The 13,430-nt window shown below is 64.2% G+C and carries 12 protein-coding genes, 2 tRNA genes and 1 pseudogene; 6 read left to right on the top strand and 9 right to left on the bottom strand.

Annotated features, from left to right (window positions below; genetic code table 11):
* The 5 genes from hadB to B4383_RS02700 form a co-directional block, all read right to left on the bottom strand.
* Window positions 1-432 (bottom strand): (3R)-hydroxyacyl-ACP dehydratase subunit HadB, encoded by a 432-nt coding sequence (gene hadB / locus B4383_RS02720; protein WP_078288560.1) that lies wholly within the window; start codon window positions 430-432, stop codon window positions 1-3.
* Window positions 432-902 carry a (3R)-hydroxyacyl-ACP dehydratase subunit HadA gene (gene hadA, locus B4383_RS02715; RefSeq protein WP_078288562.1) on the bottom strand — a complete coding sequence of 157 codons (471 nt, stop codon included), beginning with the start codon at window positions 900-902 and terminating at the stop codon, window positions 432-434. The genes hadB and hadA overlap by 1 nt, the downstream gene beginning before the upstream one ends.
* Window positions 903-999: 97 nt before the next feature.
* Window positions 1,000-1,167, bottom strand: coding sequence for a 50S ribosomal protein L33 (gene rpmG, locus B4383_RS02710; RefSeq protein ID WP_030096611.1), 168 nt, complete (start codon window positions 1,165-1,167; stop codon window positions 1,000-1,002).
* Between the two features lie 37 nt (window positions 1,168-1,204).
* Window positions 1,205-1,281, bottom strand: a tRNA-Met gene (locus B4383_RS02705).
* A 58-nt stretch (window positions 1,282-1,339) separates the two neighbouring features.
* A tRNA-Thr gene (locus B4383_RS02700) sits at window positions 1,340-1,412 on the bottom strand.
* A gap of 127 nt (window positions 1,413-1,539) precedes the next feature.
* On the opposite strand from B4383_RS02700, the gene B4383_RS02695 reads away from it, so the two are divergent.
* Together B4383_RS02695 and B4383_RS02690 are read left to right on the top strand one after the other, a co-directional pair.
* Window positions 1,540-2,001: an FAD-dependent oxidoreductase gene (locus B4383_RS02695; protein WP_078288564.1), complete on the top strand. Its 462-nt coding sequence runs from the start codon at window positions 1,540-1,542 to the stop codon at window positions 1,999-2,001.
* A 44-nt stretch (window positions 2,002-2,045) separates the two neighbouring features.
* A pseudogene (locus B4383_RS02690) lies at window positions 2,046-2,345 on the top strand (hypothetical protein); the annotation flags it as partial.
* A 189-nt stretch (window positions 2,346-2,534) separates the two neighbouring features.
* Here B4383_RS02690 and B4383_RS02685 read toward each other — a convergent pair.
* Both B4383_RS02685 and B4383_RS02680 read right to left on the bottom strand, forming a co-directional pair.
* Complete coding sequence (locus B4383_RS02685; protein ID WP_078288566.1) at window positions 2,535-2,759, bottom strand: hypothetical protein; 225 nt, start codon at window positions 2,757-2,759, stop codon at window positions 2,535-2,537.
* A complete protein-coding gene (locus B4383_RS02680; protein WP_078288568.1) occupies window positions 2,756-4,036 on the bottom strand; it encodes a S8 family serine peptidase in 1,281 nt (426 codons plus the stop codon). The genes B4383_RS02685 and B4383_RS02680 overlap by 4 nt, the downstream gene beginning before the upstream one ends.
* Before the next feature lie 276 nt (window positions 4,037-4,312).
* Between B4383_RS02680 and B4383_RS02675 the strand changes: the two genes are divergently transcribed.
* Entirely contained in the window at window positions 4,313-4,558 is a 246-nt protein-coding gene (locus B4383_RS02675) for a hypothetical protein (protein WP_139360498.1), read from the top strand.
* A 26-nt stretch (window positions 4,559-4,584) separates the two neighbouring features.
* On the opposite strand, the gene B4383_RS02670 is transcribed toward B4383_RS02675, so the two are convergent.
* Window positions 4,585-7,194, bottom strand: coding sequence for a LuxR family transcriptional regulator (locus B4383_RS02670; protein WP_078288775.1), 2,610 nt, complete (start codon window positions 7,192-7,194; stop codon window positions 4,585-4,587).
* A 103-nt stretch (window positions 7,195-7,297) separates the two neighbouring features.
* Window positions 7,298-8,422 (bottom strand): catalase family protein, encoded by a 1,125-nt coding sequence (locus tag B4383_RS02665; RefSeq protein ID WP_078288573.1) that lies wholly within the window; start codon window positions 8,420-8,422, stop codon window positions 7,298-7,300.
* A 247-nt stretch (window positions 8,423-8,669) separates the two neighbouring features.
* Here B4383_RS02665 and B4383_RS02660 point away from each other — a divergent pair, with 247 nt between their 5' ends.
* The 3 genes from B4383_RS02660 to B4383_RS02650 all read left to right on the top strand — a co-directional run bounded on the left by B4383_RS02660 (window position 8,670) and on the right by B4383_RS02650 (window position 13,368).
* A complete protein-coding gene (locus tag B4383_RS02660) occupies window positions 8,670-10,475 on the top strand; it encodes a peroxidase family protein (RefSeq protein WP_078288575.1) in 1,806 nt (601 codons plus the stop codon).
* Between the two features lie 78 nt (window positions 10,476-10,553).
* Complete coding sequence (locus B4383_RS02655) at window positions 10,554-12,080, top strand: S8 family peptidase (RefSeq protein ID WP_078288577.1); 1,527 nt, start codon at window positions 10,554-10,556, stop codon at window positions 12,078-12,080.
* A gap of 13 nt (window positions 12,081-12,093) precedes the next feature.
* The gene (locus B4383_RS02650) at window positions 12,094-13,368 is read left to right on the top strand and encodes a serine/threonine protein kinase (RefSeq protein WP_078288579.1); all 1,275 of its coding nucleotides are present in this window, start codon (window positions 12,094-12,096) and stop codon (window positions 13,366-13,368) included.
* Window positions 13,369-13,430: the final 62 nt, after the last annotated feature.

Here is a 13,430-nt window from a genome sequence, read left to right as displayed (position 1 = left end):
CTACGCCAGCGTCGCAGTCGCGATAGCGCGGCCGAAGATCTTCTTGCCGTTGGTGGTGGCGGTCAGCGCGATGGTCACCGACTTGGTGTCCTGATCGACCGACTTCACGCGACCGTTGAAGACGATCTCCGCGCCGACACCGTCGTTGGGGACGGTGACGAAACTGGTGAAGCGCACGTTGTACTCGGTAACCGCTGCCGGGTCGCCGATCCACTCAGTGACGTAGCCGCCGCCGAGGCCCATGGTCAGCATGCCGTGCGCGATGGCGCCGTCCTCAAGCCCCACCAGCTTGGCGGTCTCGTCGTCCCAGTGGATCGGGTTGAGGTCGCCGGAGACTCCGGCGTAGTTCACAAGATCCTGCCGTGTCAGCGGAATCATCTTCTCCGGCAGCTGGTCTCCCACGTTGACCGAACTGAACTCACGCAGTGCCATCAGTTGAACCCGCCTTCTTCTCCGTCTTCTGCAGTGCGCCCGGCAAGAGTCGTGATCAGCTCCTGCACCAGCTCACCCTTGTCATTGGTGATGAGGCTCTTGGTGACGATGATGTCGGCACCGAACGAGCGTCGGATTGAGTCGAGGTACACATCGCAATACAGCTTGTCGCCGGCCGTGATCGGGCGCAGGAGTTTGAGTTCCTGGTCAACCTGGACGATCTTCTCGTCCTTGATCCCGATATTTGCGTTCTCGAAGAAAGCTGCCTGAGCGGTGTACCCGAAGATGCAGAGGAAGGTCGGCGTTGCGACCAGCGAGCCGTAGCCGAGAGAAGCAGCACTGGCCTCTTCGTGATGGGCGGGGTGATCGCTCTTCACAGCTTCGGCGTGCTCGCGAATCTTCTCCCGCTCGACCACGTAGTGGTCGGGGTATCGGTAGTGCGTTCCGACGAGATCTTGCGATAAAGCCACGGGGCGGAACCTACCTACTGATGTTGACCGATACCAAGTAAGGCTTGCCTATTCGTGTCACGTTCAGACGACACGGGAAGGCCAAAGAGAAGCGCGATCAGCGCGACTCTTTGTGGGGCTGGTGCGATCCGCAGTTCGGGCAGAACTTCTTCAGTTCCAGCCGGTCAGGATCGTTGCGCCGGTTTTTCTTGGTGATGTAATTACGGTGCTTGCACGTCTCACAAGCCAAGGTGACCTTGGGCCGGACGTCTGTGCTGGAGGCCACTGCAGTTGCCCTCTTTCGTTCGTTGACTATGTACGGGTGGTAGCGGTGGGGAGGCTCGATCTCCCGACCTCACGATTATGAGTCGTGCGCTCTAACCAGCTGAGCTACACCGCCATGACGGCGTTCCGATCGAGCTCAACATCCCACTGCCCAACTCTCCCGGTGCCCACCGAGCCCCCTAACGGAATCGAACCGTTGACCTTTTCCTTACCATGGAAACGCTCTACCGACTGAGCTAAGGGGGCATAAAGCCCTCACGAGGGTACCCGGTGACGTCGGCGGATCCAAAACCGCTCCACCGGGGGGCAGACCCATCCGCTTTCGGTCGCGTATCACCCGTGTGAGAGACGCCAATGCGGGTATCCGAGAGCCATGAGTGAACCAGGCCTAATCATCATCGTGGGCAGTGGCCCGGCAGGCGTCGCGGCAGCAGAATCATTCCGCGAGCATGACGCGCACATATCGGTGCTGATACTGACCGCAGACACCGACGCCCCCTATGAACGCCCGCCGCTGAGCAAGCAGTATCTGCAGCTGCGGACCGATGACATCTTCTTGCATCCTCAATCTTGGTACGGCGAGCGGGCGATCGAACTCATCGGCAACACGGCGGTTGACCGCGTCGATATGGATGAACGTGCGGTGCATGCAGGTAAGCAGCGCTACGACTTCTGCACTCTCGTACTTGCGTGCGGCGCGGCACCCAGCGCGCTGCCTTTACCGGGAGGGCACCGCGCCCTACGGCCCACTGCACGCACCACGCCCCGTTTTGGGGTACCTCGCTACTCGCGTCATCGAGATCGCGTCAGGTCAGGATTCTGTGTATCGCTTTGACACAACGAAACCGAACCGCACGGCCCTTGCCGGGAGGAGCAGAAATGATTACGCGAACTGCCCCACACAGCGTCTCGCCGGACGTCAACCTGCTCATCCTGGTAGAGGCCGGTCCTGCTCACGACCTCCGTGAGCATCCGGGTGGAATAAATTCCGCTACAACGATTTTCGAGTCTGTCCGGGTCGCCGGGCGCACCGTTGCGCCCCTTCACGCCAACGCGGCGGGCGTGCCACCCGAGCTTCGATCCATCTTCGTCGTCACCGCACCCGCCGGCCCCGAATTCGATCGACTCGCCGAGCATCTGCGGGCACTCCCCGGTGTTGCGGCCACCTACCTGGAATCCATCGAGGTTCGCCCGCAGCCCGTCGGCCCCGGCCCCATTACGGTGTCGATTGGCAGTCAGCGCCGGGCAGCAATCCACCGTGTCACCCGTGGCGGCATCGGGGCTCTGCATGCGCGCAGGCTAGCCGGTTAGTGCCGACCACGAAGGGGGCTGTGCGGCGCCGCACAGCCCCCTTTCCCTCTCGTGCCGCTATTGGATATCCGCGTTGGGTGGCGCGATATGCGTTCGCCCCTCCGGCTCCACGACCATTACTCCGGGAATATCCACCAGTGCAGCGGCATTCGCGATATCGCCGGACACCACACCGATCTCGCGGTGTACCTGCATACCCGCCATGCCGGCGGCCCGCAACGCGGCCACTGTGCCGTCGAAATCACACTCGTCGATCGTCACGGTGACCCGCTGTCCCGTCACTGTGGGGCCTGCACAAGCCCGGAGCCGACGTCGACGGCCGGAACGTTGAGCGGCGCCGCGTGCTGCAACAGCACCGCCCACAACTGCCTGCCGGTGAGACCGGTGGCCTCGCACCACAGTGCCGCGATACCCGACACATGGGGCGTGGCCATGCTGGTGCCGCTGATCGTGTTGTAGCGCTTAGGCATCGGCCACGACGAGTAGACATCGACACCCGGTCCGGCAAGGTCGATACGGCCGGCGGCCTTCGTCTTGGTGCTCGAGCGCGCCGAGAACCAGCCCGGGTTCAACGACGAATCCAGCGCGGCGATGGCCATGATCGACCGGCTATTCGCGGGCACTCCGACAAAGCCGTAGTTTCCGACCCGTCGGTTCGCGTTGTTTCCCGCCGCGGCGATGATCAGCGATCCGCGATCGAGTGCTCGCTGTCCCACCGTCTCGTAGGCAAGAGATGTCTTGTCAACATTGGCTCCCAATGACATCGAGATAACGGCGCAGTTGTTGGCCACTGCCCAGTTGATACCGGCGAGAATGCCGCCATCGGCGCCCGACCCGGCGTTGCTCAACACCTTGCCCACAAAGATCTCGGCCTCCGTGCCCGCCCCGTAACGGCGGCTTCCGCGAGGGGAACGCGGCCCGCAGGAGGTCCCGATGCAGTGCGTGCCGTGTCCGTGCCCATCATCGGCGGTTTCTCCGTCGATAAACGATTGCATGGTCACGTGACGCTTCTTGAAGTCCGGATGTGCGGGGTCGAAACCGGTGTCCAACACCGCCACCCGAACACCGCGGCCGGTCTTTGAACTCGTGTCCGTCCTCGTTGCCTGCAGACCCCACGTCGACGCGTCGGTATCCGCAAAGGCAGCGGCGAGCTCAGCGGCGGCCGACATCGCGGTGTCGGCCTGCAGGCGGGCGAAGAGGTCGGAGACACCATGCTGATATCCGCTGAGGTACTCGGGAGACGTGACCGTCAGCGCATGATGGATCAGCTCCGGTTCCACGGACAGCACCACGTCGCCTGCCTCGGCGGCGGCCTGAAGTGCCGCGGTCTGTTCGGCGTCGGAGTCGACAACCGCCAACCCCAGCTCGTCGAACACTGTCGCGTCGGCGTCGACGACAGCGCTGATGTCCATTGCCTGATTCTGAAAATCACTGCTGTGGGCGATATTCGAAAAGCCCGCGACGCCGGCAAGGGTGTTGGCATGATTTCCGTGTGCCTTCGCCGGAGCGAGTACCACCACGTGCCTTCCGGTGTAAATCTGCGAGTCGCTGTTAGTCATTTCTAGGTCCGTCCTTTCGTGACGTACATGATGGGAAGCCGCAGACGCCCAACGGGATACAGACGCACTAGCTCGGCTATCAGCAATAGTCGGCAGAGCCGTGCGATTTCGAACGAGTGGTCCACTACCTGCATTGACGGCGGTAAGCGCGAGCCCGGCCCGATCCCAAAGACGGCACGTCATCGCCCCCAACGAACGAAGTAGCCCGCTACTCGTGTGGGCGTCCGCCCGCCGGACCTACGGTTCGAGAAGACCTATCACCCAAAGGGGCCGATCATGACAATGCTTGAACGACAGGCAGTCCGGCAGCCGTCACACGCACCCACGACCAAGGTCGCGGCCAGCGGCACCGCCGGTGCGATCTCGGTTGTCCTGGTCTTCGTCCTCGGCAAGTTCAATATCGAGATACCCGGAGACGTCGGATCGGCCATCACGGTCCTCTTCTCCGTGGCATCCGGCTACTTGGTGCATGAGCGCACCGTTCTTCAGCGACCAGCATCAGAAGGCACCACGGAAGATTGACGCGCAGCCGATCGCGCGCCGTACGTCTATTCCTGAGGGTTGGCCAGATCGCTCCACACAATCTTGGCAAGCTGATCACGATCTGCGACATCGAGTTTGATGCACGCACGGTAGATGTGACCTTCGATGGTCCGCACCGACAGCGTGAGACGCTCGGCAATCTCGCGGTTGCACAGTCCCTCCCCGATGAGCGCCGCGATTTCACGCTCACGTGCCGTGACCGGCAGTGGTCGGGCGGCGGCCCGGATCGCCGGTGTGGCCGCGCCACCGCATTGGCCTGCGATCCGCAGTGCGCGCGCGGCAGACTCGGCGCACTTGCTTCTATCCCCATCGCGGCCGCGCAGCGCCACCGCTTGTGCCGCGGCATCCGCCGCCGAGAGCAGCAGGCCGGCGTTCTCGAACTCGCCACTCACCGCGTCCAGTGCCGCGGCGTCCGATGTGCCGACCGCGACCGCATGCCGGGCGTACAGCCCCACCAACGGGCCATGAACCCGCGGTATCAGTGATTCGAGGCGGCGCCCCACGGTCCGGTCACCGAACCGTGCCGCGTGGTGCAAGGCCTCCGCCTCCACCGCGTATTGACCGGCCGTGTGTGCCGCATCGGCCGCACGCCGGGCGGCGTCTACCGCCGACCGATCCGCACCGCGCGCGGCGGCGAGCCATGATTTCGCGATCAACAGCTGGGGGTCGTGCAACGCGACGAACTGCCCCGAGTGTTCCCCCGACTCGGTCAACACGCGCTCGGCATCTTCGACCTTCCCGAGTGCCGCGTAGGCACGGGCGAGCAGAAGCCGCGCCGGCAGCTGCCACGGCAGCGGCCTCTCGGCATTGAGCGCTGCCAGAGCCTGCTCGATCGAAGATATCGCCGTAGGGAAGGCGCCGCGGTGCACCGCGACCAGCCCGGCCATAATGCGCGCTATCGCCCATGCGAGAAACTGTCCGGCCGAGGAGAATTCGGTGTATTCAGCAACACGACGGTCGGCCAGCCGGAGCTGACCGGTGTAGACGAGCGCCAGCACGTCGCAGTAGCGCACCATCACCGCGATCATGCCGTCGGTGGACCGTTTCTGAGCGCGGCACCTCGCCGCGATCGGCTCAAACTCGTCACCGCGTCCGGCGACGGGCAGCGCCAGCCCGATACCGAATGCCGCGAATTCCACTGCCTGCCGGGGAGCCTCCGGGTCCGACAGCACCAGGGTCGCGGCGGCCAGCCCCTCATCGAACTTATTCTCGTGCACGGCCAACGCCGCCCCCGTCGCATCGACGACCAGTTTCAGGGCGGGATGCTGTACCCGTTCACGGAGCAGAGCCATCAGCCCGTGCGCACGCTGGACATCGCCCATCGACCAGAACGCGATAGACACGAGTGGAAGGCCCCAGAGAACCAGCGAAAGCTCGTCGAGCTCGTCCGGATCAAACTCGGCGAGCGCCTGCTCGGCTTCCTCGGGCCGGCCCTGCCACAGCAGAGCCCGGGAGAGCACCTCGGCGGCACGCAGTCCGCCGTCACGTTCCACCGCGCACCGCGCCAGGTGCTCCCCAACTGGCAGGTTGGACAGGTACACCGCGTCCTTCGCCGCGGAGACCAAGAGAGCGGGGTCGGTGGCCTCGTCGCTGTCGACCGAGAGCTGCGCCAGCCGGATGCGCTTGGCGGCCGAGTCGATATCGCGCTCCCGGAGCGCGCGCACGAGCTGACCTCGCAGCCGTCGCGCCGATGCGGTTCCCACTCTGCGCCGGACCACCTCGCCCAACATCGGATGGCTGAACCGCACATTGATCCGTCGGCCGTCGGCCTCGACACGGACAAAGCCGGTGATCTCCGCCCCGTCCAGGGCGTCGCCCCCGGCGATCTCACACAACGTGTCGAGATCGAGCGGTTCACACAAGGACAGCAGTTTCAGCACATTGAGCACGTCGCCGTCCAGCTGTTCGAGGCGATCTCCGAGGAGTGCGGCCAATCCCGACGGAACAACCGTGTGGCCGCGCAGCTGCCACACCCCGTGGACAGCGGTGAGGGATCCGGCCTCGACAGCCCCTTCCACCAGATGCCGAAGGAACAGCGGATTGCCACCGGATGACTCCCACATCACGTCAGCGCTGAGGCCTTCGAGCGCTCCGCCGAGCACCGACTCGACGAGGGCGACGCTCTGCTCCTTCGTGAACGCCTCGAGCTCGAACCGCCGCAGGTAGTCGTCTTTCCACAATGCGGTGACCGCGTCCGGAACGGGCTCGCCGCTACGCACAGTGGCAACCAGCCGGCACGCATGGCCGACGGCGATCTGATGCAGCAATGTCGCGGAGAGGTCGTCCAGCAGATGAGCGTCGTCGATTCCGATGATCGGATGTGGCGTTGCGACAATGGATTCCCGCGCCGCGGCAATAAGCGCGGCCGGATCACGCGACCCAGTGGTCTGTATCCAATGGGCGAACACACCCAGTGGAATGCTCCGCGACGACTCGGTGCATGCCACCCAGCGAACCTGGCATCCCAATGAGTCGGTGACCGTACGCGCGAGGGTTGTCTTGCCGACCCCGGCGGAGCCGACCAACACCACCCCACACGACAGATTGTCCGTCAGCGTTGTGCGGACAGCCTCGAATTCGGTTGGGCGGTCGAGCAACTGCCAGCTCCCCGACATGGAAAGAGAGTCTAGATCGCGATACCGGTTTGCGTGGGCCAGTCCGCCGGACAACTTCTCCTGCGCGGCGGGTTTGGTGATCGTAGGTGTCATCGCAACCATCTCAGTCCGGCAGATCCTCGACCCCGGCCGGCTCCATCCGCGACACCCCGTTCTTCTCATGCCGAAAGTTGCTGGATGCCTCGTAAACTCGAAGTTTCAGCCGATTGATCGATCCCAGCGGCCGATGCGCGGCCAGGGCACGCCAGGAGTTGAAGGACAGCACGTCGTCGCCAAATACCTGCCGCTCGGCACTATATGAATCTTGCACGGGGAAGACGATTTTGGCGATTCCCCGGTGCGGCGAGTCCGCCTCCGGCCACGCGACGGTGGCATCCTCGAGCGGCATGGTCTTGGCATCGGTGCATAGCTGCGCCCTCAGCTCATACTCAGCGCTGTTGTGCCGGAAGAACTCTGCGACCAAGTGACGGAGCTCGTCGTCGACAATGGGCTCCGGCAGCAGCACCCCCTCAAGCTCCCGCACCGACGGTGACAGGGGTACGTAGCTGAGCTTGGCCACATACTCTCCGTACCGTAGCGGCGCCGAGGAATAGAAGGTGTCGCCAAGGATGTGCGTGTTGGGACGCACAAACACGGCCACCGATTCCGGTAGTGAGAGTCCCACGCGTGGAAGAAATTTCGCCACGCCACCGAGAAGGTTGCTACCGAGCCTGAGCGCGGTGTCCGGCAGGCGCGCTAGCAACCATGCAGTCGGCATTCCCCGCCGAAGATATGCCTTTGCACCCGCGAAGAGGAACTCGCGATGGGTGACCAGGACGAAATCCTGGGTGGTGGCCTCGTCATCCGGGAGAGTACGCGCACCGTCGACACCCAGGACCTTGATACCCAGGCCCCGCACGCCCCGGATCCGGTCGCTGCGCAGCAGGCCGGAGGTCGTAGACAACCTTGAGATGACCGGGTATCTACCGGGAGTCGCGAACATGCCCTGGCGTAGGTGCGGCGGTAAGTCCGGGTAGACCGTCAGCTCGCCGCGCAAGATGCCGTGACTCTTCGCGTGTGCATCGCGGACGGCATGCCGATACTTCCGGAAGGCCCGTTCGTTGTTCGTGTGCAATACCTTGATGATCTTGTCGATGGCCTCCTCCTCGCCCGGCGGAGCCACATTCATGTCCTCGTCGTACCGAAGGTAGGTATGCGTCGCGTCGAGTGGTCGCTCCGTTGTGCCCATTGCGGTCCAGTCCTCCCGTAATAGTGGTCCGAGACTGTCGATATCCGTCGGACACGGTGACTTGGTCAGTGTCGTCAAGGCCGGCGGGGGGCGCACGAGTACACGACTACTCAATCCTGCGCCGCGACCGGGATCGATGCAGGTGAAATGACGAGGTATTCCCGGCGCTCTCGCAAATCCGAATTTCCTGGGATCGAGTAGTTCAATACTCACGTTCCAGGCCACTGGATTTGTCAGCATTATCGGTATGCCGAAAAAGGACAGACCCGCCACTTCGGCCGCCATTCTGGCGTCGTGGCTCGCGACACGAATCGATCGGTCGGTCGGATGGTCCAGACTGCCGCCGGCGTTCGGTATCGCAGTACTCATCGGGCTACGCAACGCATTACGGGCAGACAATCTGTTCGACACGGGACGGGCACCGGGCGGATCACCGCCGCCGGAGAATACCGGCTACCGCACCGCCCGAACAATGGATGGCACCTACAACAATCTCGATCACCCGCTCATGGGTTCGGCGGGAAGCCGATTCGGACGCAACGCACCACTGGCACAGACCTTCCCGGAACCTCCCGGGCAACTCCTGGACCCGAATCCCCGGCTGATCAGCCGCAGACTGCTGACCCGTGACCAGTTCATTCCGGCGACAACGCTGAACGTGCTGGCGGCGGCGTGGATCCAGTTCGAGGTGCACGACTGGTTCAGTCATAACACCGCCGAGTCCGAGCCCTGGGCCTTGCCACTCGATGAGGACGATCCGTGGCCGCAGCGCCCGATGCAGATACGCCGCACCGCGCCCGATCCCTGTCCCGACGCGTCAGGTCCCCCGACATTCGTCACCCAGGACACCCATTGGTGGGACGGATCGCAGGTTTACGGTGGCACCCGGGCCATCGCCGACGCGCTGCGCTCCGGGACCGGAGGCACACTGCGGCTGGACAAGCTCGGTCTGCCGCCGGCCGATGTCGAAGAGCTGGCCAGCGCATCAGAGACAACCGCCAACTTCTGGGTTGGTCTGGCCGTCCTGCATTCGCTGTTCATGCGGGAGCACAATGCGATCTGCGCGCAGCTGGCCGCCAGCCACCCGGGAATGTCGGATCAAGAGCTGTACGACAAGGCCCGCCTGGTCAACACCGCACTCATGGCGAAAATCCATACGATCGACTGGACCCCCGCGATCATTGGGCACCCCTCCACGGTGTTCGCGATGCACACGAACTGGTCCGGCGTTCTCGGTGAGCGCTTGAGCAAGCTGTTCCGCCGTCAGCCCCATAATGCTCTGCTGCGCGGCATTCCGGGCTCACCGACGAGTCTGCATGACGTGCCCTATTCACTGACCGAGGAATTTGTCGCGGTGTACCGGATGCACCCGCTCATCCCCGATCATTTCGTGCTCCGATCGGCATCCGACGACTCCGTAATCGCCGAGCAGGAGTTGCCCGATCTCGCCGTCCAACATGTCCGGACCCGGTTCAGTGAGACCTCGATAGAGAACATCATCTATTCGTTCGGTCGTGCCAATCCGGGCGCACTGACCCTGCATAACTTCCCGCGCCATCTGCAGCGTCTGGAGCGACCGGACGGGTCGATTCTGGACCTCGCCGCCATCGACGTGCTTCGGGTCCGTGAACGGGGTGTGCCCCGTTACAACCAGTTCCGGCGGATGTTGCGGCTGCGGCCGGTGTCTTCCTTCACCGAACTCACCGACGACCCGGTGGTCGCCCGGGAACTCGCGGCGATCTATGGCGACGTGGAGCGGGTAGACCTGATGATCGGGCTGTACGCAGAGCCCAAACCGAAAGGATTTGGGTTCAGCGACACAGCTTTCCGGATCTTCGTGCTGATGGCGTCCCGACGGCTGGAGAGCGACAGATTCTTTACAACCGATTTCCGGCCCGAGATCTACACCCCGGAAGGCATTGCGTGGGTCAGGGATAACTCGATGCGCTCGGTCCTGCTCCGGCACTTCCCGTCCCTGCAGCCCGCGCTGACCGGTGTCGCCAACCCCTTTGCACCGTGGACGCCCGCGTGGGCCAACGGGCCGACCGAGTAGTCGAATACTCATGACCGGCCAGGGCCATTGGGTCCACAATCGTCAGATGATCCCCACTGGATTCATGCCTGGTGTGCGGTGACTAGCCCGGTGCCGCGCGGCCCCAAGCGGCCCTCTGTCATCAGCCCGATGGTGCTCGCCGATCCGCAGACGGCGCTGCCGGGCGAGGCCAAGGCATTGGTCACCGACAATGACGACCGCAGGATGGTGCTGATCGAGCTTCTCGTCGGTGCTGGTGTCGACCCCGACGATGTGCGGGATCAATTCCTGCACATGTTCCACCGGGTGCTGCGCGACGAGCCACCCGCGCCAACGCCCGTCGGCCGCCACTATGTGCGGTGCATGCTCACCCCCGACGAGATCCAGCGTCTGGTCCGAGGGGGCGCCAAGTCCTCGAGCGCCAAAAGCGCCCAACAAGCACTGCAGCTGATCCGGCGGGTGTGGCCCGACCTGGTGGTCGAGGCACATCTGGACCGCTCGCTCACGACGATCAAGGCAGACGCGGCGATCCGTACCTATGGCTCCGGGGGCACCGGCGTCGTATGGGCGGTGCTGGATTCGGGAATCGATGCCGAGCACCCGCATTTCGCTGCCAACGGCACCCTCACCGCAGACTCCGTGAGTCCCCTGCACAAGGACTTCACGCTTACTCCGGAAGCCTCGAAGGGCCCCCTCGTCGACGTGTACGGACACGGCACCCATGTGGCCGGCATCATCGCGGGCGAATCACCCACCGACCCGAAACTCATCCGGATCGCCTCCACCCAGCCGACGGCCGAGGGACTTCCGGAATGGGTTCCGCGGATGCTGGCACAGGGATCGCGGCTGTCCGGGGTGGCGCCGCACGCCAACCTGGTGAGCCTCAAGGTCCTCGACGACGACGGCAAGACGCTGTCGAGCGTGCTCATCGATGCCCTCAACTACGTGCGTGAGATCAACAGCTACGGCAATGACCTACAGATTCACGGCGTGAATCTGTCACTGGGATGCGGCTGGATGCCAAGGGATTACGCGGCAGGTCAAAGTCCACTGTGTCGTGAACTCGATCTGCTTACCGGCTCCGGCGTGGTGTGCGTCGTGAGCGCGGGGAACCTGGGTGCCGGCACCGCCGCGGCCGGTGTGGGTGCTGCGATTCTCGGAACGACGGCCGACGTGTACGGGCAGCTGTCCACCATCACCGACCCCGGCAATGCCGCCACCGCCATCACCGTCGGTTCGGTCCACCGATACCGGCCACACACCAGCGGTGTCACCTTCGACTCCTCCAAGGGGCCGACTCTCGACGGCCGACGCAAACCCGACCTGGTGGCGCCGGGCGAGCGGATCACCTCTGCGGCAACCGGTCTCATGGCCGAGGGCATTGATCTGTTGAAGGACGACGGCACCGAAGGAGCCGCCAACTACATCGAGGACAGCGGGACCTCGATGGCCGCCGCGCACGTCTCGGGTGCGATCGCTGCCTTCTTGTCGGCCCGCACGGAGTTCGCGGGTAAACCGCAGGAGGTCAAGGAGATCTTCCTGAAGTCGGCCGTCGATCTGGGGCGCCACGAGTTCTTCCAGGGCGCCGGGCTGGTCGACCTGATGCGCGCACTATCCAACACGTAAAAGCGAGGACGTCATGACAACGACGGTAACGATTAGCGGACTGCCCTACTACGAACCGGATTTCAATGCCGACGGCTCACTCAATGACGCCACCGGCGACGGTGACGGGGGTCTGCCGGCGGCCGTGGCGGCGGGGGGCATCACCGATCTGTTCGTGATGTCGCACGGATGGAACAACAGTGTGACTTCAGCACGCCAGCTCTACACCGCGATGTTCTCGCTGATCGCCGACCAGCTCGGCGGCCACACAGAGGGTGTGGCCGTCGCGGGGATCAACTGGCCGTCGGTGTTACTGCCCGACGACGATCCGGATAGCGCGCCGCCGGTCCCTTCGACAGGTGCGCAGCTCGCGGCGGCGCTGGCCCCACGCTTCCCAGGCCAGGCAGAGCAGCTCAAGACGATGGGCGAGCTGCTCGACGAGAAACCGCAGCAGTCCGCCAAGCTCATCGAGTTCCTCACCTTGGCCGCCGGACTCGTCACTACCAAGCCCCAGTCGGAAGAGGACAGCGGAGAGTCGAGCATTGTGAACAGCGATCCGCTCGCGGTGTTCGGGCAAGCCGCGGCCATGGCACCGAAATCCACGAGCTCCGCCCAGGGGCTGGGCAATCCCTTCGCCGGGCTGTGGTCAGGGGCGCGCGAGATCCTGCGCACGATGAGCTATTACGAGATGAAGAACCGGGCTGGAGTCATCGGCGAACGCGGCCTTGGCCCACTGCTGGCCTCATTGTCGGGCCCTGACGGTGCACCCCGCATTCACCTCATCGGGCATAGTTTCGGTGCGCGACTGGTCTCCTATGCGCTGGCGGGGTTGCCGAAGACCGGCACCAGCCCGGTCAAGTCGCTCACCCTGATCCAGGGCGCCTTCTCCCACTTCACCTTCAACCGCAAGCTGCTCTTCGATCCGGGCCGTGGCCCCGGCGGCCTGGCCGGGCTCGAAGAGCGGGTGGACGGGCCGCTGCTCACGACGTATTCCTCCGCCGACCGCGCGGTCGGCTGGTGGTACCCGGCGGCCAGCATGCTCGCGCGGCAGGACAGTCAGGCCGGGCAAGACCTGTGGTTCCGCTGGGGGGCAATGGGTCACGACGGATACCAGCAGGACCCGGCCGCCACGGCACTTGAGCTGTCCGAGGCCGGCAAGCCCTACGAATTCCAGCGCGGGCATTTCTACCGGCTTGACGCCAACAAGGTTATCGACGACGCCAGCCAGTCCGAATTCAGTGGTGCGCATAGCGATATCAAGCACCCCGAGGTGGCGTGGGCGATCGTCTCCGCCGCCCGCGCCACCTGATCGAACACGAAAATCATTCCTGCACTGTGAGATCGAGTACCTGACTACGCGCGAACCAGACC

The sequence above is a fragment of the Mycobacterium sp. D16R24 genome, from assembly GCF_002013385.1.
GTDB lineage: Bacteria > Actinomycetota > Actinomycetes > Mycobacteriales > Mycobacteriaceae > Mycobacterium.
The sequence above is the reverse complement of the archived record's forward strand: the minus strand, read 5'-3'. Positions and strand labels throughout refer to the sequence as shown.